The following is a 19619-nucleotide window of genomic DNA, read 5'->3' as shown; positions in this document are numbered from 1 at the left end:
CGAGGCTCTCAAATTTCTTGCTAGCCCGGAGCGGGCCCGGGAGCGGCCTCCCGCCGCGCGCCCCAAGCGGCCGGCGCGCCGCTACCCCGCCGCGGCGGTCGGCGCTCCACGCACCGTGTAGTACACCGCCTCCGGGTGGTGGAGCACGATCGCGGAGGTGGACTGCTCCGGGATCATCTGGTCGGCGCTGGTGAGCGCCACGCCGATGGTCCGCTCGGGGTCGAGCAGCTTCCAGAGCTGGCGCTGGTCCGTCAGCTCCGGCCAGGCGGGGTAGCCGGGCGAGTAGCGCTTGCCCTGGTCCTTCGGGAGGCCGAGCTCGCGCCGCACCACCGCGTGCCAGTGGTCGGCGAGCGCCTCGGCGGTCTCGACGGCGAGGCCGTGCAGGTAGAGCGCGCGGCTGTACTCGCCCTCCTCCTGCCAGCGATCGGCGAGCCGCGTCGCCTCGGCGCCGACCGTCACCACCTGGAACGCGACCACGTCCGAGCCGGGCTCCTCGCGGAAGTAGTCGGCGAGGCACAGGTGGCGCTCGTCGGGCTGGCGCGGGAAGGAGAGCCGCGCCAGCGGCTCCTTCTTGTGGACCGGGTCGAGGACGACGAGCTCGTTCCCCTCCGCGTGGCAGGGGAAGTAGCCGTAGACCACCCGCGGCACGAGCCAGCCGTGGGCGAGGATCTCGCTCTTCAGCGCCTCGAGCTTCGGCCCGAACTCCTCCCGCACCAGCCGCTCGTACTCGGCCTTGTCCTTCGACCGGACGCCCCACTGCAGCTTGAAGAGCTCGGTGAGGTCGAGGTGCGGCCACACCTCCTGCAACGACACCTCGCCCGCCGGGACGACGCGGGTGCCCCAGAACGGCGGCGCCGGCGGCCGCGCCACCGGGACGACCGGGCTGCGCGCGCCCGGCGGCGCGGCGGCGACCGGCGCCTCGGGCGTGTCGCGCTGCTTCATCGCCCTCTGCACCGTCGCCGCCTGGAGCTGCTCGCGCCGCCTGGGGTCGACGAGCTGCTCCACGATCTCGAGCCCCTCGAAGGCGTCGCGCGCGTAGTAGACGCCGCCCGGGTACGGCGAGCCGTCCTCCAGGAAGAGCGTCCGGTACCCGAACTTGCGGTTGATGGCGGCGCCGCCGATGAGGACCGGGAAGGAGAGGTTCCGGCGCGCCAGCTCCTGCACGCAGTAGGGCATCTGCTTCGAGGTGGAGACGAGCAGGGCCGAGAGCCCGACCGCGTCGGCGCCCACCTCGATCGCCTTCTCCAGGATGGTCGCCACCGGCACCTGCTTGCCGAGGTCGAGCACCTCGAAGCCGTTGTTGGAGAGGATGGTCTTGACGAGGTTCTTCCCGATGTCGTGCACGTCGCCGTAGACGGTGGCGAGCACCACCTTGCCCTTCGCGGTGCCCTCGACCCGGTCGAGGAACTTCTCGAGGTAGGCGACGGCCTTCTTCATGACCTCGGCCGACTGCAGCACGAAGGGCAGGATGAGCTCGCCCGCGCCGAAGCGGTCGCCCACGTCCTTCATGGCCGGCAGGAGGACCGTGTTGAGCACCTCGACCGCCGGGCGGCGGGTGAGCGCCTCGTCGATGAGCGCCTCGACGCCCTCCGGCCGGCGGTGGAGGATCTGGAGGTGGAGCCGCTCCTCGGCGGGCTTGCCGGCGAAGAGGTCCTCCACCGGCTGCGCCGCGGCGGTGCTGGTCTTGCCCTGGAAGTGCGCGATGAGGCGCGCCAGCGCGTCCGGGCGCCGGTCGAGCACCACGTCCTCGGCGAGCGCGCGCTCCTCGGCCGGGATCTCCTGGTAGCCGCGGATGTCCTTCGGGTTCACGATGGCGAGGTCGAGCCCCGCCTGCACCGCGTGGTAGAGGAAGACCGAGTTCACCACCTCGCGCGCCGGCTTCGACAGGCCGAAGCTGACGTTCGAGACGCCGAGGCAGGTGAAGACGCCCGGGTTCTCCGCCTTGATGCGCCGGATGCCCTCCAGCGTCTCGACCGCGCTCCGCCGGTACTCCTCGCCGCCGGTGGCGAGGGTGAAGGTGAGCGGGTCGAACACCAGGCTGTCGGGCGGGACGCCGTACTCCTTCGCCACCGCCACCGTCCGCCGCGCCACCTCCGCCTTCCGCTCGGCGGTCTGGGCCATCCCCTTCTCGTCGATGGTCATGGCGACCACCGCCGCGCCGTAGCGGCGGACGAGGGGCAGCACCTTCTTCACCCGCTCGCCGGACTTCTCCAGGTTGACCGAGTTCACGATGCAGCGGCCCGGGTGCAGCTTGAGCGCCGCCTCGACCACGTCGGCCTCGGTCGAGTCGATCATGAGCGGCGCGTCCACCGCCTGGGCGAGGAGCTTCACGAGGGTGCGCATCTGCGCCGCCTCGTCGTCGCGCTCGTTCATCGCCACGCACACGTCGAGCACGTGCGCGCCGCCCTCCACCTGGTCGCGGGCGAGGCGCAGCACGCCGGCGTAGTCGTCGGCGAGGAGCAGCTCCTTCACCTTGCGCGAGCCCTGCGCGTTGACCCGCTCGCCCACCACCAGCGGGCGAGGCTGGAGGTCGAGCGGGACCGCCTTCATGGCCGAGGCGAGCTCGGGCAGCGGGCGCGGCCGGGGGCGCGGCCGGACGTCCAGCTTCCGGAGCTCCTCCACCACCCGGGCCAGGTGGGCGGGGGTGGTGCCGCAGCAGCCGCCGACGATGCCGACGCCGAAATCGCGCACGAACTCGCAGAGCGCGGCGGCGAGCGCGTCGGGGGTGAGCTTGTAGACGGCGCGCCCGTCCTCGTTCTCCGGCATCCCGGCGTTGGGGAGGCAGGAGACGACGTGGCTGCACCGCTCGCCGAGGTAGCGGACGCTCTCGCGCATCTCGGCCGGGCCGGTGGAGCAGTTGAGGCCGATGGCGTCGACCGGCAGCCGCTCCAGCGCCGCCAGCGCGGCGCCCACGTCGGTGCCGAGCAGCATCCGGCCGTTCGCGTCGATGAGCGTCGGCTGGGCGATGATGAAGACGTCCTTGAGCGACTCCCGCCGGACCGCGTCCGCGGCCAGCACCGCCGCCCGCAGCTCGAGCAGGTCCTGCTGCGTCTCGATGATGATCGCGTCCACGCCGCCGTCGACGAGGCCGCGCGCCTGCTCGGCGAAGATGCGCTCCAGCGCGTCGGGGGTGACGTTGGAGAGGACCGGGTCCGAGGCGGAGGGCAGCATGCCGGTCGGGCCGATGGAGCCCGCCACGAAGCGCGGGTGGCCGGGGGTGGCGTGCCGCTCGGCGGCGTGGCGGGCGAGCCGCGCGGCGCGGAAGTTCACCTCGTAGGTGCGGTGGCCCAGGCCGTACTCGTCGAGCTTGAGGCGCGAGGAGCCGAAGGTGTTCGTCTCCACCACGTCGCAGCCGACCGCGAAGTACCGGCCGTGGATCTCCTCGATGAGGTCGGGCCGGGTGACGGTGAGGAGGTCGTTCGCGCCCTCCTGGCCGCCGAACTCGGCCGCCTTGAGCTGATGCCCCTGGATCTGCGTCCCCATCGCGCCGTCGAAGACGAGGGCGCGGCGCTCGAGTGCTTCGCGGAAGGTCACGGGGCGGTTGTAGGCGGAAGGACGCGCCGCGGCAAGGACGGCTCCCGTCGTCCCCGCGCCGGACGCGGCGAGCTGGCGCGGAGGCGCGCCGCGACTTCGACTACCATGCGCGGGTGCTCCGGGCCCGCCGCCGCGTCCTCCTCGCTGCCTCCGCGCTCGCCCTCGGCGCGCTGGCGGCGCGCGCGCTCGCCTTCGCGCCCACCGAGCTCTACTCGGACGAGGCGTACTACTGGCTGTGGTCGCTGCGGCCCGCGCCCGGTTACTTCGACCACCCGCCGCTCGTCGCCTGGCTCATCGCCGCGTCCTCGCCGCTCCTGCCGGGGGAGCTGGGCGTCCGGCTGCCGTTCCTGGTCGCGGGCGCGGCCACGGTGGTGTTCGCCGCGCTGCTCGCGGGGGAGCTCTCCGAGGATCGTCGGGCGCCCCTGCTCGCCGCGCTGCTGGCCGCCACCCAGCCCATGATGAGCCTCCTGGGCGGGCTGGCGCTCCCGGACGCCCCCGCCGCCGCCGCCTACACCGCCGCGCTCTGGCTCTTCGCGCGGGCGCGCCGGTGGCGCTGGCTCGCGGCCGGCGCCGCGGTCGGCCTGGCGCTCCTCGCCAAGTACACGGCGGCGCTGCTCGCGCCGGCGCTGCTCCTCCTCGTCCTCTGGGACCGCGAGCTGCGGCGCGACCTCCGGCAGGCCTGGCCGTGGCTGGCGGCGCTGCTGGCGGTCGCCATCTTCGCGCCGTGCCTGGCCTGGAACGCGCGGCACGACTTCGTGTCGATCGCCTTCCAGCTCGGCCACGGCTTCGGCGCCGGCGCCACCCCGCGCTCGGTCCTGGAGTTCGCGCTGGGCCAGCTCGCCGGCGCCGGGCCGGTGCCGCTCGTCCTCGGGGGGCTCGCGCTCCTCCGGGCGCGCACCTCGGCCGCGCGGCGGGTGGCGGTCGCGGTGCTCCTGCCGCTCGCGGTCTGCGCGGCCGCCGCGCTGCGCGGCCGGGTCGAGGCGAACTGGCCGGCGCTCGTCTACCCCGCGCTGGCGGCCGCCGCGGGGGCCGCCCTCGCCCCGGCGCGGCCGCTCGCGCGCGGCGCGCTGGTGGGCGGCTCGGTCGCGCTGGGCGTCGCGCTGCTCGCGCTGTTCGGGGCCGAGCAGGCGCACCCGCAGCTGCTCGCCGGGACGCCCGCCGTCGAGCGCTTCCACGGCTGGCGCGCGCTGGCCGACGAGGCGCGGCGCCTGGCGGCGGGCCCGTGCGCGGCGCTCGGCTGCCCGGAGGGGCAACCGTTCCTGTTCACGACCAACTACCAGTACGCGGCGGAGCTCGCCTTCTACGGCGGCTTCCGGCGGCTCGGCCCCGCCGTCGAGCGCCGTTCCCAGCTCGACCTGTGGGACGACCGGCCCGCGCCGGGCGAGCCGTTCCTGTACGTCGGGCTGGACGGGGTGAGCCCCGCCTTCCGCGCCGCGTTCGGTGGGGCGGGCGAGCAGCCGACCCAGCGCGCCAGCATCGCGCTGGCGGGCGTGCACCTGCGCGACCTGACGGTGACCCCGTTCGCCCGCTTTGGCGGCGAGGCCCTGGAGCGTTAGATCGGGGACGTGCAGGCGCGGTACTTCGAGCGCGAAGAGGACGGGCGGCTCCGCTGCACGCTCTGTCCCCGCGCCTGCCGCCTCGCCGACGGGCAGGCCGGCTTCTGCTTCGTGCGGCAGAACGTGGGCGGCCGGATGGTCTCGCTCGCCTACGGCCGGTCCACCGGCTTCGCGGTGGACCCCATCGAGAAGAAGCCGCTCGACCACTTCTTCCCCGGCACGAACGTCCTCTCGTTCGGCACCGCCGGCTGCAACCTGGGCTGCCGCTTCTGCCAGAACTGGAGCATCTCCAAGGCGCGCGTCGCCGAGCGGCGCTCCCAGCAGTGGGGGCCGCGCGAGGTGGTGGACCTCGCCATCGAGGCGGCCTGCCCCGCCATCGCGTTCACCTACAACGACCCGGTCATCTGGGCCGAGTACGCCATCGACGTGGCCAAGGAGGCGCGCGCGCGGGGCCTCAAGACCGTCTTCGTCACCGCGGGCTACGTCGCCGAGCGGGCGCGCGAGGAGATCTTCGCGCACATGGACGCGACCAACGTCGACCTGAAGGGCTTCACCGAGGACTTCTACCGCAAGGTGACGCTCGCGCACCTGGCGCCGGTGCTGGAGACCCTCGCCTGGCTGGCGAGGACGGACGTCTGGGTGGAGGTGACGAACCTCGTCATCCCGGGCTTGAACGACTCGCCCGCCGAGGCGCGCGCGCTCGCCGCCTGGGTGGGCGAGCACATGGGGGCGGAGGTCCCGCTCCACTTCACCGCCTTCCACCCGGACTTTCGCATGCTGGACGTGCCGCCCACGCCGCCCGAGACGCTCGCCCGCGCCCGCGCGGCGGCGCTCGAGGTGGGGCTCCGCCACGTCTACACCGGCAACGTGCACGACCGGGAAGGGCAGACCACCCGCTGCGCCGGCTGCGGCGAGGCCCTCATCGTCCGCGACGCGCTGGCGCTCGCGAGCTACCGGCTCGCGGGGGACCGCTGCCCGCGCTGCGGCGCGAAGCTGGCGGGGCGCTTCGGCGCCGCTCCCCGGACGCCCGGCGACGGCCGGCCGCGCTACCTCGGCCTGGCCTGACGTCCCCGGCGGAGCGCGCTTAAGGCGCGGCCGCGGTGGGGTAGGCGAGCCCGCACTCCTGCATGCCGGCGGCGGTGTTGAGCACCGGGCACTCGTCGGGGTGCGCCGCGAAGTCGGGGCAGGTGGCGAGCTTCGCCTGGCAGAACGCCTGATCCGCCTTGCTCGCCTGGCCGTAGCTCGAGCCGAGCTCGTTGCGGATGGAGGAGTTGCAGTTGTCGCGCAGGGTGCCCGCCGGCTGGCAGCCGCAGATGCGCTCGCCCAGGTCCTGGCAAGCGGAGCCGCAGCCGGCCACGGTGGCGAGGACGGCGGCGGCGACGGCGGCGAGGGCAAGGCGGGTGGTCATCGAGGCGGCGCAGGATCGCCCGGAAGGCCCGCCGGATCAAGCGCCGCGGAGCGCCTCCTCCACGAAGTCGAGCCGATCGTTGCCCACGAACAGCTCGTCGCCGACGAACAGGCTGGGGGCGCCGAACGACCCTCGCCGCACCGCCTCCTCGGTGTTCGCCACCAGCGCGGCCTTGAAGTCGGGCGCGGCGGCTACCAGGGCGGGGCCGTCGAGCCCGACCGAGGAGGCGATCCCGGCCAGCACCTCCGGCTTCGTCAGGTCGCGGTCCTCGGCCCAGGCGGCGCGGAAGGCGGCGTGGGTGAACGGGACGAGCTGGCCCCGCACCTCCGCGGCGAGCGCGCACCGCATGGCGAGGACGGTCGAGAACGGGTGGACGGTGGGGAACCTGAACGGCACGCCGAGCCGCTTCGCCCAGCGCGCGGTGTCCACCTTGAGGTGGGCGTACTTGGCGGGGGTGTCGGCGGGCGCCTTGTTGTCCGTGGCCTTGAGCACGCCGCCGAGGAGGAAGGGGCGGAAGCGGAGGGTGGCGCCGGTGCGGGCCGCCAGCGCCTCGACCCGGGTCGAGGCGAAGTAGGAGTAGGGCGAGACGAAGTCGTAGAAGAGCTCGAGCGTCGCCAAGAGCGCCTCCCGCGGTGGGGGGTGAGGTGAATGGACCGGCGCCGCGGCGCGTCCGGCAGGGATATAACGACCCGCCATGATCGCCGCCCTCGCCGCCCTCGCCCTCGCCGCCACCCCCGCCGCGCCCGCGGGCGCCCGGGACGCCGCCACCCTCGCCCGCGAGGTGCAGGCCTACTACGACCGCACGAAGGACCTCGAGGCGCGCTTCGTCCAGACCTACACCTACGCCGCCTTCGGCCGCAGCCAGACCTCGCGCGGCACGCTCCGGGTGAAGAAGCCCGGCAAGCTGCGCTGGGACTACGCGGCGCCGTCGCAGAAGACCGTCCTCGTGAACGGCGCGAAGCTGGTGCAGTGGGAGCCGGAGGTGAACCAGGCCTACGTGGACGACCACTTCGACGCCACCGCGCTCAGCGCCGCGGTCACCTTCCTCGTCGGGCAGGGCCGCCTCGACCGGGAGTTCGCCTTCTCCACCGACGCGGAGGGGCGGCTCGTCCTCACGCCGCGCCAGCCCGACGGCCGGGTGCGCGAGGTGGTGCTGACGGTGGGCGAGGGCGGCGTGGTCACCGCCACCCGGGTCGTGGACGGCTCCGGCAACACCAACGCGCTCGAGTTCGAGGACGTGAAGCGGAACCCGGGGCTCAAGGACTCGGTGTTCGAGCTGAAGCTCCCGGAGGACGTCCACTACGTGAAGGCGCAGTAGGGGCGACTACCCCAGCACCCGCAGCCCGCTCGTCCGCGGCGCCTTCCGCGCCTGGGGCGCTCGCCGGGGGCGGGCGTCCCGCGCCACCACCCGGCCGACGAGGTCGTAGTCGCCGGCGTCGGTCACCTCGACCGTGACCAGGTCGCCCGGGTAGACCGCGGCCTCCGGCTCGCCGGGGATGGCGACCTCGTTGAGGTAGGTGAGGCCGTCGATCTCCGGCGCCTGCTGCGCGTGGCGCCCCTGCAGCAGGTGCTCGGACTCCTCGCTCGCGCCCTCCACCAGCACCTCGAGCCGCCGCCCGATCATCGCCCGCTGGTGCGCGGCGGCGAGGTCGCGCTGCACCTCCATCACCGCCTGGAAGCGCTCGCGCTTCAGCTCCTCCGGGACCTGCCCGTCCATGGCGGCGGCGGGCGTGCCCTCCTCGCGCGAGTACTCGAAGACGCCGAGCCGCTCGAAGCGCTGCTCCCGCACGAACGCGAGCAGGTCCTGGAAGTCCGCCTCGGTCTCGCCGGGGAGGCCCACGATCAGCGAGGTGCGCAGCGCGAGGCCCGGCACGCGCGCGCGCAGCTTCGCCAGCAGGTCGCGCAGGAACTGGCTGTCCCGCCCGCGCTTCATGGCGCGGAGCAGCCGGTCCGAGCTGTGCTGGAGGGGCATGTCGAGGTACTTCACGATGGCCGGCTCGCTCGCCATCACCTCGATGAGCGCGTCGGGGAAGTCGCGCGGGTAGGCGTAGTGGAGCCGGAGCCAGCGCAGGCCGTCCACGCGGCAGAGCGCGGGGAGGAGCTCGTGCAGCCGGGGCCGGCCGGGCAGATCCTGCCCCCAGGCGGTGAGGTCCTGCGCCACGAGCGACAGCTCCACCGCACCGTCGGCCGCGAGCGCCTCCGCCTCGGCCACCAGGTCCGCCACCGGCCGCGAGCGCTGCGGGCCGCGCAGCGCCGGGATGATGCAGAAGGCGCAGGCGTTGTCGCACCCCTCGGCGATCTTGAGGTAGGCGGTGTGCGACGGGAGCGAGTTCACGCGCGGCGTCGAGGCGGCGTGGACGAAGTCGGGGTCGGGGACGATGACGCGCGAGGCCTGCGCGTCCGCCACGATGCGCGCGATGTCCTGGTACGCGCCGGTGCCGACGAAGTGGTCCACCTCGGGCAGCTCGGCGGCGAGCTCGGCGTGGTAGCGCTGGGTGAGGCAGCCCGCCACCACCAGCTTCTTGCAGCGCCCGGCCGCCTTCTGGTCGGCCAGCTCCACGATGGCGGCGATGGACTCCTGCTTCGCGCTCTCGATGAAGCCGCAGGTGTTGACGACGATGACGTCGGCGCGCTCCGGCTCCTGCACCAGCCGGTAGCCGGCGTCGGCCAGGGTGCCGAGCATGACCTCGCTGTCCACCCTGTTCTTCGGGCAGCCGAGGGTGTGCATGTAGACGTGGGTCGGCACGGGGCGCCCGATCTAACAGGCCGCGCCGCCTTTTCCAATCCGGCGGCCGAAAAACGGCGGGCGGCCGCCCACCCCTCGGAGGAGGTGGCGCGGCCGCCGCGCGTGCGACGCCTTGCGGCTAGAAGCCGCCGGCCGGGGCCGTGGCCGGGAGCGCCACGACCTGGGCGCGGCTCGCGGCCAGCACGTCGAAGGCGAAGTCCGGGTTGTGGAGGCCCTTCGACTTGTCGTTCGTGAGCAGCACCGAGTTCCAGCACGCCTTGGCGATGACGCCGCCCTTCGCGACCAGCGGCGTCGCGATGGTGTACTCCGCGTCGGCGGTGACGGCGCCGTCGCTGGCCACCGTGCCCGGGGTGACGGCGATGGGCGCCGGCGGGGCGCTCACGTCGATGTCGCCCGTCTTGATCCACAGCTCGGTCGTCGTCAGGCCGGCGTGGAACGGATCGGGGATCGGGGTCGCGAACCCGAACACGAACAGCGTGTAGGGGTGGTACGACCGCACCTGCTTCACGCTGACCGGCTTCTGGTCGAGCGTGACCGCCTTCGGGTGGGTCTCGGCCTGGGCGTCGCCGAGGCCGGCCGGATCCTGCGCCACGACGTTGTAGACGGCCGGCAGGGCGCCGGTGATCTTGTCACCCATCGCCTTCCAGAGCGCGGCGAGCGACGCGTCGAAGGCCTCCTCGAGCCCTTCGGCGGAGGCCGCTGCGCCGTGGCAGGCCTGGCAGGCGCGGGTGGCGTCGATGGCGAAGGTGTGGTTCGTGTTGGAGGGCGTGGTGCCGTCCTTCACCGCGCTCTTCACCTTCATGTGGCAGCCGACGCAGGTGTCGGCCACGGCCAGGTGCGCCGACGGCTGCGACGGGTTCACGAAGAACGCGTTCACGCCCACGAAGACGTCGGTCTGGGAGCTCTCGTGCGCGCCCATGCCGTTCGGGCTGGCGGGGAGCTTCTTGCGGCCGTTGTGGCAGACCATGCAGCTCGCGCCGGTGCCCATCCCCTCCACCGTGTAGCCGTCGAGGAGCGCCAGCGGCGCCTCGCCCTCGAGGCGCAGGGTGGTCGTGTGCGGGTCGTGGCAGGCCTGGCAGGTGATGGGCTGGACGTCGCCCTTGCCCCACAGGGTCGCGGTGCCGTTCTCGTCGGCGGGCGGCACGTAGCTCGTGCCGAACCCATTGTCCGCCCAGAGCTTGTGGCCCTGGCCGGCGTGGCAGCGCGAGCAGCTCGCCTCGACGCCGACGTCCATGGCGCCGAACTCACCATTGGTGAGGGTGGCGTGGCCGGACTTCCGCCACAACGCCACGCGGTCGTGGTTCGTGGGGCGATCGTGGCACGCCGCGCAGCTGTCCACGCCGAAGAAGCCCTTGGCGGCCGTCACGTTGATCGGGTTCTGGGCGTGCTCGCCCATCGGGCCGTGGCAGGCCTCGCACTGCATGCCGACGAGGCCCTTCAGCTCGGAGGGGATGGCGTTCCAGAGCGCGAAGACCGGCGCCGGCGTCGAGGCCGTGCCGCCGAACGCCGCCTCCAGCTGCGCCGCCGTCGGGAACTTCCAGCCGGTGGCGAGCGCGACGTCGTCGAACCCGCCGTTCGCGCCGCCGCCGTAGCCGGTGGTGTGGCACGCGACGCAGTTGGCGCCGTAGTGGGTACCCTCGGCGCCGGTCATGCCGAACTCGAAGGTGGTCATCCGCCCGGGCTGGCTCCACGAGACGACCTTGCCCTCGTTGGCGGTGGGCGCGGGGACCGGGAGCAGCGTCACGGGGTCGAGGTTCCAGACCAGCGCGTCGCCCTCGTAGTGCATGAACTTGAAGAAGTGGTTGCCGTGGGCGGAGTTCTTCCACTCCTTCGCCTTGGGCGGCTGGAAGTACGGGACGTGGCAGTTCGAGCAGCCGTGCCGGGCGCCGTCGTCGGCGATCTTGCCCAGGCCCACGAAGCCGTTCACGGTCACCGCCAGCTGGGTCGCGCCGTTCGTCAGGACGTACTGACCGTCGACGTCGGGGACGAAGACCGGGTTGCGGACGCCGCCCAGGTCGAGCGCGGCGGCGGAGCCGGCCGGGCGCGACGCGAGCTGCCAGGCGTAGTGCGCGGCGAGCGCGTCGTTGGCGACGAGCGGCAGCCCGCGCGGCGCCGTCTCGGCGAGGCCCGGCGTGAAGGGCAGGGTGCCGACGGTGGCGGTGGCGGTCTGCGAGAACGTGCCGTCGGTGGCGGTGACCGAGACCGTGTAGCTCATCTTCGCGGCCTGCCCCGGCGAGATGGCGACGAAGCTCGGGCGCGGCGGCAGGTCGAGGGGCGGGTTGTTGACGACGCCGCTGGCGATGATCTCGGCGAGGAGCGCGGTGGTGAAGCTGGCCTGCGCGCCGTCGGGGCTCACGGCGAGCGCGGGCGCGGCGCCCTTCTTGAAGGGGCCGGCGGTGAGCTTCCAGGCGTAGGAGACGGGGCCGGTCGCGCCAGTGGTGGAGGCGCCCAGCGCCACGAGCTTCCCGAGCCCGGCCCAGCTCGTCGCGCCGGTGAGGGTGAGCGCGAGCGGCGAGTAGGGCAGCGCTTTCTCGAGGCAGACCTTCCCGCCGGCGATGACCGAGATGTTCGAGAACGAGGTGGCCGCGATGCCCGGGTTCTTGGTGAAGGTGACCGTGTAGACGCCGACCGGGACCGTGGCCCCGAAGTTGCCGTCCGCGTCGGTGGTGGCGGTCACGCCGGGATCGGGATCGAACGACACCGTCACCCCGGCGACCGGGACGCCCGCCTTGCTGGCGGAGGCCGAGGTGACCGTCCCAATGACCATGCCGGTGCTGATCCCGGGGAGACCGTCCTTGCCGTCCTTGCCGGCGGGCCCCTGGCTGCCTGCCGGTCCGGGCGTGCCGGCTGCGTCCTGGGTGGCCACGCCGTCCTGCCCGCCCGTCCCCGAGCTCTCTCCCTTTGCTCCCTGACAGCCGGTCGCCGCCAGGGCGAGCGTCGCCAGGGCCGCGATCCACTTCGAGCCGTTCATGCTTCCCCCCTGATCGCCTCGCGCGAAGGCGCGAGTGCGCGTAGGTGGTCGCATGTACGCCGCGCCAGGGGAGCGGGCGAGCGCCTCGTTGCCGCGCGGCAGAGAGCTTCACCCGAGGTGGAGGGAGCCGCCGCGGGGCTGCGACCGCGAGTCCTAGCCCGAGGGTGGAGACGGCAAAGGGTCCCGGCTCCCAGGCCCGCAGGACGGCGGCCGGGCGCCCGCACGGCGTCTGGCTGGGCGATCGCGCGGTGGGCCGCAGGCTGGCCTCCCGCCCGGCAGGGCGGCTGCTCGGCCGCTCGTCCAGGGGACTCCCTCGGGGCGCGGCGACCGCGCGGGTACGCTCGACGGCCGCTCGCGCTTCGATGGGTGGGGCCCCGGAAGAGCGCCCGATCACCGCACGCGCTCGGCCGTCTCCGCGGCCGTGCCGCCGCCGGCGCGAGGCCCCGTCGCGAGCGGCGCCGCGACGACGATCGCGACCCAGGTCCACAGCGAGAGCCAGACGGCGAGGATGAGCGCGCCGCCGAAGAGGTGACGCGCGAGCGGCGCCGCGCCTCGCGCCGCGAGCCGCGCGAGCGCGGGCAGTTCGGGCGCGGAGACGCGGATCCGGCTGCGGGAGAGGCCCGTGGCCGCCACTCGCCGCCGCGGCGGGCCCGCGAATACGTCACCCGCAGTGAGGACGCGATCCGCCGGATCCCCCTCCACCGTCACCAGCACCGTCCCGTCGAGCACCTCCACCCTGGGCGAGCCGCGGCTCACCGCGCTCCAGGACCGCGACGTGTCGAGCGCCACCACTTCCAGCTCCGCCGCCATACGCGCCTCCTAACCACCGATATTGCTACAAACCGGCATGTAGCATTTAGATGGTTATGATCTAAGGCGTGGCGTATGAACCTGTCAAGTGGCAGTATAGGGGTTAGATGGAAGCGATGAAGCAGCGCGTGTTCGACCGCTCGGGAGGCCACCTGGCGATCGATTTCGTCAATACGGTCGGTGGGATGCGACCGCACCGGCCACGAGAATACCTGGTCGGGTACGCAGACCTCCTCGCCTTCGCGGTCCAGACGGGCAGCCTGGCGGAAGGGCAAGCGGAGCGAATCGCCGAGCTGGCGCGCGAGCGCCCGGCCGAGGCGGAGGCGGCGCTGGCCGAAGCGCGCGAGCTCCGCGAGGCGCTCCACCGGGTGTTCGAGGCGCGGGTGGCAGGGCAGCGGCCCGCCCCCGCCGACCTGGCGCTCTTGAACGCGGCGCTGGCGCGCGCGCTCTCGCACCGGCGCCTGGCGGAGGGGGAGGGCTGCTGCGCGCTCGGCTGGGACGGCGCGCTCGCGCTCGACGCGCCCTGGTGGCCGATCGTCGCCGCGGCCGCCGACCTCCTCGCCTCCGCCGGCGAGCTGTCGCGCGTCCGCGTCTGCGGGATGTCCGAGGAGGGCGAGTGCGGCTGGCTCTTCCTCGACCGCACCAAGGCGCGCACCCGCCGCTGGTGCTCGATGCAGGACTGCGGCAACCGCGCCAAGGCGCGCCGCCACTACGCCAAGGTGAAGGGGTCCGGCGCGGGGTGAACACCGTCCAGGCGGGGCGGTCATGTTCCTCGAGCACCGCATGCGGACCTTCCAGGGCGCGTTCCACAACAGCCCGGACCACGCGCTCTGGTACGGCTGGAGCGAGCTGGTGCGCGATCTCACCGAGATCAAGACCGCCGCCGCCGAGCTGCCCGAGCGGGCGGGCAAGCCCGAGAAGGAGGCGCCGAAGCGGTGAGGCGGAGGCCGGGGGGGCCGACCCGGTCGCCCCCGCCCGCCCGGAGCGGCTCGTCCTCGTCGGCGGCCTCGCCTTCGGGGGCGTGCCACACGCGCGCCGGCAGGAGCTGCACGATGGCGGGCAGGAGCACCACGGCGGCGGCGAGCGTGGCGAGCTCGCCGATCATCGCGTACCAGCCGAAGGAGCGCAGCGCCGGGCTGAACGAGACCACCAGCGTGGCGTAGCTCACGACGGTGGACCACGAGCAGATCACCATCGCCGGGACCACCTCGACCAGGGCGGGGACCACGTTCCGGCGCATCCGCAGCCTCGCGTAGACGTTGGCGCAGTAGTCGACCGCGATCCCGAAGGTGATGGGGTAGGCCGCGATGTTGAAGAAGTTGATCCGGAGGCCGGCGGCGGCGGTGAACCCCAGCATCAGGATCGCGCCCGAGGTGAAGGAGGCGACGAGGAGGGCGCCCTGCCGGAGGCTCCGGTAGAAGGCGAAGACGAGCGCGCAGACGCACGCGTAGGAGAGGGCGGTGGTCCGCGCCCCCTGGCGCTCGACGTCGTCGAGCAGGTCGGCCGCCACGACGTCGACCCCCGCCGCGTCGTAGCGCGCGCCGCCTACCGGCACGCCGCGCACCGCGGCGGCGAACCGGCGCAGGTTCGGCACCAGCTCCAGCCGCGCCTCGCCGCGGGCGCGCACGAAGGCGATGCGGCCCACGGTGCCGTCGCGCTCGCGGAAGGCGTCGAGCAGCGCGGGCGGCGCGTCCGCCTCGGAGATCGCGCGCTGCGCCCGGAGGTCGTCGCGGAGCTCGCGGGCGCGCGCGGCCTGCGCCGCCGGGAGGCGCTCCAGCACGCGGTCGGTGAGGCGAGCCCCCAGGTCGCGGACCAGCTCCAGCTTCTCCGCCTGCCGGAGCGGCACCACGCTCGCGAGGGTCTCGCACCCTTCGACGAGCGCGCGCAGGCGCGGCTGCGCGCGCTGCCGCTCCTCGAGCGCGGCGCAGTAGGCGTCGGCGCCCTCGCGCGAGGGGAGGAGCGCCACCGCCCCGGCGATCGATCGTCCAAGGCTGCCCTGCGCCCGCGCCTGGACGCGCCGCACCTCGGCGCTCCCCGTCTCGTCGTTTCGGAGGTTGTCGAGGTTCTGCTCCAGCGCGACCGGCAGCCGCCACACGTAGACCCCGGCGGCCGCCGCGGTCAGGACGGCGAACGCTCCCACCACCAGCCGCGGGTGCCGCAAGAGCCGGTCGAGCGCGGCCACCGCGCGCCGGGGCGGCGGCGGGCGCGGGCGGACGCGGCGCGGGCGGAGGCGATCCAGCAGCACCAGGAGGGCCGGGAGCAGCGCGAACGTCGCCAGCCAGCAGACGACCATCCCGATCCCGCCGATGAAGCCGAAGTGGCGGAAGCCTCGGTTGGTGGCGATCATGAGCGTGCCGTACGCGACGCTCGTGCCCACCGCGGCGAGGAGCGTGCCGCTCGCCGTCACCCGCGCCGCGTCGTGGCAGGCGCGCGCGAGCGGTACGCCGCGTCGGCGGAGCTGCTTCAGCCGCCCGAGGTAGATGATCCCGTAGTTGATCCCGTTCCCGGCCACGATCGTGCCGAGGAACGCGGTCTGGGTGTTGAGGTAGCCGATCCCGGCCCAGGCGACCCCGAAGGTGACCGCCACCGCCGGGAGGAGCGTCGCCCCGAGCGCGAGGACGAGCCGGAGCTCGCCGAAGAAGAAGGTCATCGACAGGAGCAGGATCGCGAGGACGGCGGCGAACGACAGCGCCGCGTCGCGCACCAGCGCCCCGTACTCGGCGAGCAGGATGGGGTACGAGCCGCCGAACGAGACGCGTAGGTGCCGCGCCTCGAGCTCGGGCCGGAGCGCCTCGACGGCCTGCTGCATCCGGGCGAGCGCGACGCGCACCTCGGAGATGGCCAGGCTCGTCCCGGCGGTGCGGACGACCAGGGTGAGCGAGCGGCGGTCCGGGTGGACCAGGAAGCCGCCGGCGTAGCGGGCGAACCGCTGCTCGACCTCCGCGCGCGGGCTGGGGCGCGCCGGGTCGAGCAGGCGCTGGAGGTCCGGGGCTCGACCGAGCTCGAGCGCTCCGGCCTCGCCGTCCGCCGCCGGGGCGCCCTCGTCGAGCAGGGTGAGGGTCGGGTTGAGCCGCGCCTTCTGCTCCCCGAGGACCTTCACCAGCGCGTCGCGGGCCCCGCGGAGGTCCTCCGCCGGAAGGAACAGCGGCCAGTGATCCGCGTACCAGCGCTTCACCGGGTCCTGGTTCCACTCGACCGACCGGACGACGTCCGGCCCGAGCGCGGCGAACGCCGCCGCCAGCCGCGGGGCGAGCTCCTCGGCGCCCGGCAGCTCCTGCGGACCGCCCTCGGCCTCGACCAGCACGAGCACGGTGCCGTCCCCGCCCACCCGCCGCGCCAGCTCGCGCGCGCTCCGGACGCTCGGTACGTCCTCCGGGAGAAGCTCCTCGAAGCTGGTCCGGAGCTCGAGCCGCGAGCCGAGCCAGGCGCCGGCCAGCCCGAGGAGCGCGCCGAGGACGAGGAGGCTGCGCCAGCGACGCAGCGACAGCTCCGTCAGCCAGCCCACGAAGCGGAGGAGGCGCATCTCAGCTCCACGCTGCGGCAGAGCCCGGGGGGCGGGCCTGCGGCGGAACGCCTCGCCCGACCCGGGACGGCGGTGCGCGCCAGGTGCCGGGCGGTCGCTGTTTCCTGTGCCGCGGTGGCCCGCCGCGTGGCACGCTGGGACGTCCAGTCACCTGGGTCGGGGGAATACGAACATGACCACCAGCGACGAAGCCCGCCGCGCTCCAGCGCAGGCGTTCGCCGGGCGACTCCCGCGCGGAGGTGGCGCCCTGATCGCCGGGCTCATCCTGGCCGCAGGGTGCGGAGGCGGCGCGACCGAGGGTGCGACCCAGGGCGCGACCTACGGCATCTCGGGGGCGATCTCCGGCGCGGGGTCGCACGCCGTCGCGGTGACGCTGTCCAGTGCGGCGCTCGGCAATCGGGTGGTGAGGACGGACTCCTCCGGGAGGTACGCGTTCGCCGGCATCCCGGCCGGGACCTACACGGTGACGCCGGCGCTCCAGGGGTTCTCGATGGAGCCGGCCAGCGCGGTCGCGACGGTGGACCGCGCGGACGTGACCGGCGTGAGCTTCACCTGCCGTCCGCTGCTCGAGGTGTGGGGGAGAGATCTGGGAGCGGAGTACCAGAACCTGGACGTCGCCGAGGACGGCGTCGGGGTCAACGACGCGACGGTCACGGTGAACGGCGAGGTCATGACCCACCCCGCCGGCTTCTACCAGGACGGGTACTACGGCGGGCAGCTGACGAATGCCCTCGGCGCGGGAGCGACCATCGTCCTCGAGGTCACGCGCGGCGGCCGGACGGTCACCGCCACCGGCTCGGTCCCGGAGGCGCCGATCCTGACCGCGCCCGCGAACGGGGCCGCCTTCGCTCCGGGCGACGCCGTCTCGGTGGCCTGGACCAGCGCGACGCAGCCGGACCGGTTCACCGTCAGCGCGACGTGGTCTTGCGGCCCGGGCTGTGGCACGGGCGCCTCGTTCGACGTCGGCGGCGCCCAGCGAGCGTTCACCATCCCGGCGAGCGGGATCCCCACCGGCCTGCCGATCACGCTCCGGGTCTTCGCCTACAACGGCGGGACGTTCAGCGGCGATTACCTGCCGCACGGCGGCTATCCGGGGATGAACATCCGCGCCGAGTGGGGACAGGTCGTCGTCCAGCGGTAGCCATCCCCGGCGCGCCTCGTCGCCTCCAAGGCGCGCCCCATCGCCAGGCGCCGGCCAGGGGCCAGGTGGCACGTGAAGGGAGGGCGGTGAGCCGCTCCCCGGTTGGCGCCCCCGTGTTACCCTCGGGCGATGATCCGCGTCATCGGTCGCATCGACCGGGCCGAGCAGGCGCAGCGGGCGCTCGCAGAGGCGGGGCTCGAGGCGCGGGCGGCGACCGGTGCTCCGATGTCGATCGCGGTGAGCCAGGCGGACGGCACGGACGCCGAGGTCCTCGCCTCGGAGCGGCCGGATTGGCACGGCTGCCACCGCCTCAAGTGGCAGGAGATCCGGCGGCCGGTCGTCATGTGCGCCGCGGCGAAGTTCTCCCGCCGCGTGGAAGGGTGCGTGGGCGTCCTCGCCGGGCCGGACGCTTGGGCCCCGTGGCCGCCCACGGGGGACGCCCTCCGGGCAGCGCTCGCTCAGGCGCGTGAAGTCGCCGCGCGGCGCACGCCGCTCGACAAGCGGCCGGCGTTCGTCGGGATGGCCCTGGGGATCGCAGCGCACGTCAGCCTCCTCCTCGCTGGCGCGATGGTCTTCTTTCCCCGCAGCGTCGCTCCTCTCCTCGGCGCCGCTCACCACGTCCAGCCAATTTTCGACACGCTCCTCACGCTCTACCCGACGTTCGCGCTCGCGGGGATCGCCCTCCTGCAGCGGGTTTCGCGGCGATGGACGTGGCTCGACCTCACGCTGCTCTCGCTCTGTTTCGCCAACACGGCGGCGGCGGCGCTGCCGCTCCTTCGGTGAAGCGGGCGCTCGATGTGTCCTGTGTCGCGGTGGCCCCGCCGCGTGGCACGGTGGAGCGACATCAGTGTGTTGGGCGGGGAAGACGGGCATGACCGCGAGCTACGAAATCCGCCGCGCCCCCCGGCAGCGCCGCCCCTGCCCGGCGGGGGCGGCGGGAGCCCCGACTCCGGGTGCCCGCCGCCGCGGCCGGCGCCGCTCGGCTTACAGCGGGTGGTTCGTGGTGTTGGACGGGTGGCAGGAGTCGCACCGCATCCCGGACGCCACCGACTCGTTGAGCCGGGTGGAGGTGTGGCAGCCGACGCAGCCGGCGGAGGTGGAGTCGAGCGGGACGGCAGCGGTGTAGGCGCTGGTCGCGAGGTAGCCGGTCAGCAGCTCCACCGCCTTCCCGGCGACGTCGGCGGTGAGCCGGCCGCAGCGTGCCGACAGGTCGGGGCTCGAGGCGGCGACGCCGTTGTGCTGGCACCACTGCGTGCGCGAGGCGTGGCAGAGGTGGCTGTGCGGGACGATCTGCAGCTTGGCGATGTTGGCGGCCGAGAAGTCGAGCGTCGCCTTCTCGCTGGCGTTGATCGCCGCCGGGACGTACGACGGGAACGCCGTTCCCTCGTACCACCGGATGAGGTCGGTCATCATCGCGGCCCGCGCCTTCGAATCCGCGACGATGGAGTTGATGGCCACCAGCGCGCCGTTGATGGCCCCGCAGATGCTGCCGTACCCGGCGATCCCGCCCCCCTGGTACATGCAGGCGTCCAGCGGCAGGAGGTTGAACGGGGCGCCCACCGTCTGGGCCAGGTGCTGCATGATCGACTTGTACGCGCCGTGGCCGCACCCGCCGGCCCAGTAGAGCTGGTAGGCGCTCTCCTGGATCGCCTGCTTGTCGAGCGCGTAGCCCGCCGGGATGAACTTCCGGTACGGGAAGTCGGAGACCTGAGGGCTCGTCGTCTCGGCCGTCGCCCGGGAGCTGCCGCCGCACGCGCCGAGGAACGCCGTGGCCGTGACCGCGCCGCCGAGCGCCATGCCGGCGTGGGTGATCAATTCCCGCCTCGAGATGCTCTTCATGCGCTGCCCTCCTCGCTGCCGCCCTGCCTGGCGCGGTCCCACCACCCGCGCGCGGTAGGGCGTTCCGTTGACCGCCACGGTACGCGCGGCG

General features: G+C 73.9%; 15 protein-coding genes. 7 read left to right on the top strand and 8 right to left on the bottom strand.

Annotation, left to right across the window (positions count from 1 at the left end; genetic code table 11):
• Positions 1 to 81: 81 nt before the first annotated feature.
• On the bottom strand, positions 82 to 3534 hold the full coding sequence (gene metH, locus HWY08_RS17350; protein WP_176067511.1) for a methionine synthase: 3453 nt from the start codon (positions 3532 to 3534) through the stop codon (positions 82 to 84).
• 113 nt (positions 3535 to 3647) lie between these two features.
• Between metH and HWY08_RS17345 the strand changes: the two genes are divergently transcribed.
• On the top strand, positions 3648 to 5090 hold the full coding sequence (locus HWY08_RS17345) for an ArnT family glycosyltransferase (protein WP_176067510.1): 1443 nt from the start codon (positions 3648 to 3650) through the stop codon (positions 5088 to 5090).
• A gap of 9 nt (positions 5091 to 5099) precedes the next feature.
• Positions 5100 to 6155 (top strand): AmmeMemoRadiSam system radical SAM enzyme, encoded by a 1056-nt coding sequence (gene amrS / locus HWY08_RS17340; RefSeq protein WP_209005173.1) that lies wholly within the window; start codon positions 5100 to 5102, stop codon positions 6153 to 6155.
• Between the two features lie 19 nt (positions 6156 to 6174).
• Here amrS and HWY08_RS17335 read toward each other — a convergent pair whose 3' ends face one another.
• Both HWY08_RS17335 and HWY08_RS17330 read right to left on the bottom strand, forming a co-directional pair.
• Positions 6175 to 6498, bottom strand: coding sequence for a hypothetical protein (locus tag HWY08_RS17335; RefSeq protein WP_176067509.1), 324 nt, complete (start codon positions 6496 to 6498; stop codon positions 6175 to 6177).
• Positions 6499 to 6534: 36 nt separating this feature from the next.
• The gene (locus HWY08_RS17330) at positions 6535 to 7116 is read right to left on the bottom strand and encodes a 2-hydroxychromene-2-carboxylate isomerase (protein WP_235969686.1); all 582 of its coding nucleotides are present in this window, start codon (positions 7114 to 7116) and stop codon (positions 6535 to 6537) included.
• A 76-nt stretch (positions 7117 to 7192) separates the two neighbouring features.
• Between HWY08_RS17330 and lolA the strand changes: the two genes are divergently transcribed.
• Positions 7193 to 7816, top strand: coding sequence for an outer membrane lipoprotein periplasmic chaperone LolA (lolA, locus tag HWY08_RS17325; RefSeq protein ID WP_176067507.1), 624 nt, complete (start codon positions 7193 to 7195; stop codon positions 7814 to 7816).
• A gap of 6 nt (positions 7817 to 7822) precedes the next feature.
• Here lolA and rimO read toward each other — a convergent pair whose 3' ends face one another.
• From rimO to HWY08_RS17310, 3 genes are all read right to left on the bottom strand, one after another.
• Entirely contained in the window at positions 7823 to 9244 is a 1422-nt protein-coding gene (rimO, locus tag HWY08_RS17320; RefSeq protein ID WP_235969685.1) for a 30S ribosomal protein S12 methylthiotransferase RimO, read from the bottom strand.
• Between the two features lie 118 nt (positions 9245 to 9362).
• Positions 9363 to 12215, bottom strand: coding sequence for a hypothetical protein (locus tag HWY08_RS17315; RefSeq protein ID WP_176067506.1), 2853 nt, complete (start codon positions 12213 to 12215; stop codon positions 9363 to 9365).
• 390 nt (positions 12216 to 12605) lie between these two features.
• The gene (locus HWY08_RS17310) at positions 12606 to 13025 is read right to left on the bottom strand and encodes a DUF2917 domain-containing protein (RefSeq protein WP_176067505.1); all 420 of its coding nucleotides are present in this window, start codon (positions 13023 to 13025) and stop codon (positions 12606 to 12608) included.
• A gap of 107 nt (positions 13026 to 13132) precedes the next feature.
• On the opposite strand from HWY08_RS17310, the gene HWY08_RS17305 reads away from it, so the two are divergent.
• A complete protein-coding gene (locus tag HWY08_RS17305) occupies positions 13133 to 13768 on the top strand; it encodes a CGNR zinc finger domain-containing protein (RefSeq protein ID WP_235969684.1) in 636 nt (211 codons plus the stop codon).
• 22 nt (positions 13769 to 13790) lie between these two features.
• Positions 13791 to 13964 (top strand): hypothetical protein, encoded by a 174-nt coding sequence (locus HWY08_RS17300; RefSeq protein ID WP_235969683.1) that lies wholly within the window; start codon positions 13791 to 13793, stop codon positions 13962 to 13964.
• On the opposite strand, the gene HWY08_RS17295 is transcribed toward HWY08_RS17300, so the two are convergent.
• A complete protein-coding gene (locus HWY08_RS17295; RefSeq protein ID WP_176067504.1) occupies positions 13897 to 16548 on the bottom strand; it encodes an MMPL family transporter in 2652 nt (883 codons plus the stop codon). The two genes, HWY08_RS17300 and HWY08_RS17295, sit on opposite strands and share 68 nt — an antisense overlap.
• Before the next feature lie 172 nt (positions 16549 to 16720).
• Here HWY08_RS17295 and HWY08_RS17290 point away from each other — a divergent pair, with 172 nt between their 5' ends.
• The gene (locus HWY08_RS17290; protein ID WP_176067503.1) at positions 16721 to 17689 is read left to right on the top strand and encodes a hypothetical protein; all 969 of its coding nucleotides are present in this window, start codon (positions 16721 to 16723) and stop codon (positions 17687 to 17689) included.
• A 129-nt stretch (positions 17690 to 17818) separates the two neighbouring features.
• Positions 17819 to 18472: a hypothetical protein gene (locus tag HWY08_RS17285; protein WP_176067502.1), complete on the top strand. Its 654-nt coding sequence runs from the start codon at positions 17819 to 17821 to the stop codon at positions 18470 to 18472.
• A gap of 201 nt (positions 18473 to 18673) precedes the next feature.
• On the opposite strand, the gene HWY08_RS17280 is transcribed toward HWY08_RS17285, so the two are convergent.
• Positions 18674 to 19528 carry a C-GCAxxG-C-C family protein gene (locus tag HWY08_RS17280; protein ID WP_176067501.1) on the bottom strand — a complete coding sequence of 285 codons (855 nt, stop codon included), beginning with the start codon at positions 19526 to 19528 and terminating at the stop codon, positions 18674 to 18676.
• Positions 19529 to 19619: the final 91 nt, after the last annotated feature.

This window comes from Anaeromyxobacter diazotrophicus, from assembly GCF_013340205.1.
In the GTDB taxonomy this organism is placed as follows: domain Bacteria; phylum Myxococcota; class Myxococcia; order Myxococcales; family Anaeromyxobacteraceae; genus Anaeromyxobacter_A; species Anaeromyxobacter_A diazotrophicus.
Note: the sequence above shows the minus strand (reverse complement) of the source record. Positions and strands in the feature narration are given on the sequence as shown.

Coding starts and splice junctions, on each gene's coding strand:
- HWY08_RS17290 (WP_176067503.1), top strand. CDS start 16,721: ATGACCACCAGCGACGAAGCCCGCCGCGCTCCAGCGCAGGCGTTCGCC.
- HWY08_RS17300 (WP_235969683.1), top strand. CDS start 13,791: ATGTTCCTCGAGCACCGCATGCGGACCTTCCAGGGCGCGTTCCACAAC.
- HWY08_RS17310 (WP_176067505.1), bottom strand. CDS start 13,025: ATGGCGGCGGAGCTGGAAGTGGTGGCGCTCGACACGTCGCGGTCCTGG.
- HWY08_RS17305 (WP_235969684.1), top strand. CDS start 13,133: ATGGAAGCGATGAAGCAGCGCGTGTTCGACCGCTCGGGAGGCCACCTG.
- HWY08_RS17285 (WP_176067502.1), top strand. CDS start 17,819: ATGATCCGCGTCATCGGTCGCATCGACCGGGCCGAGCAGGCGCAGCGG.
- HWY08_RS17315 (WP_176067506.1), bottom strand. CDS start 12,215: ATGAACGGCTCGAAGTGGATCGCGGCCCTGGCGACGCTCGCCCTGGCG.
- HWY08_RS17335 (WP_176067509.1), bottom strand. CDS start 6,498: ATGACCACCCGCCTTGCCCTCGCCGCCGTCGCCGCCGCCGTCCTCGCC.
- HWY08_RS17280 (WP_176067501.1), bottom strand. CDS start 19,528: ATGAAGAGCATCTCGAGGCGGGAATTGATCACCCACGCCGGCATGGCG.
- HWY08_RS17295 (WP_176067504.1), bottom strand. CDS start 16,548: ATGCGCCTCCTCCGCTTCGTGGGCTGGCTGACGGAGCTGTCGCTGCGT.
- lolA (WP_176067507.1), top strand. CDS start 7,193: ATGATCGCCGCCCTCGCCGCCCTCGCCCTCGCCGCCACCCCCGCCGCG.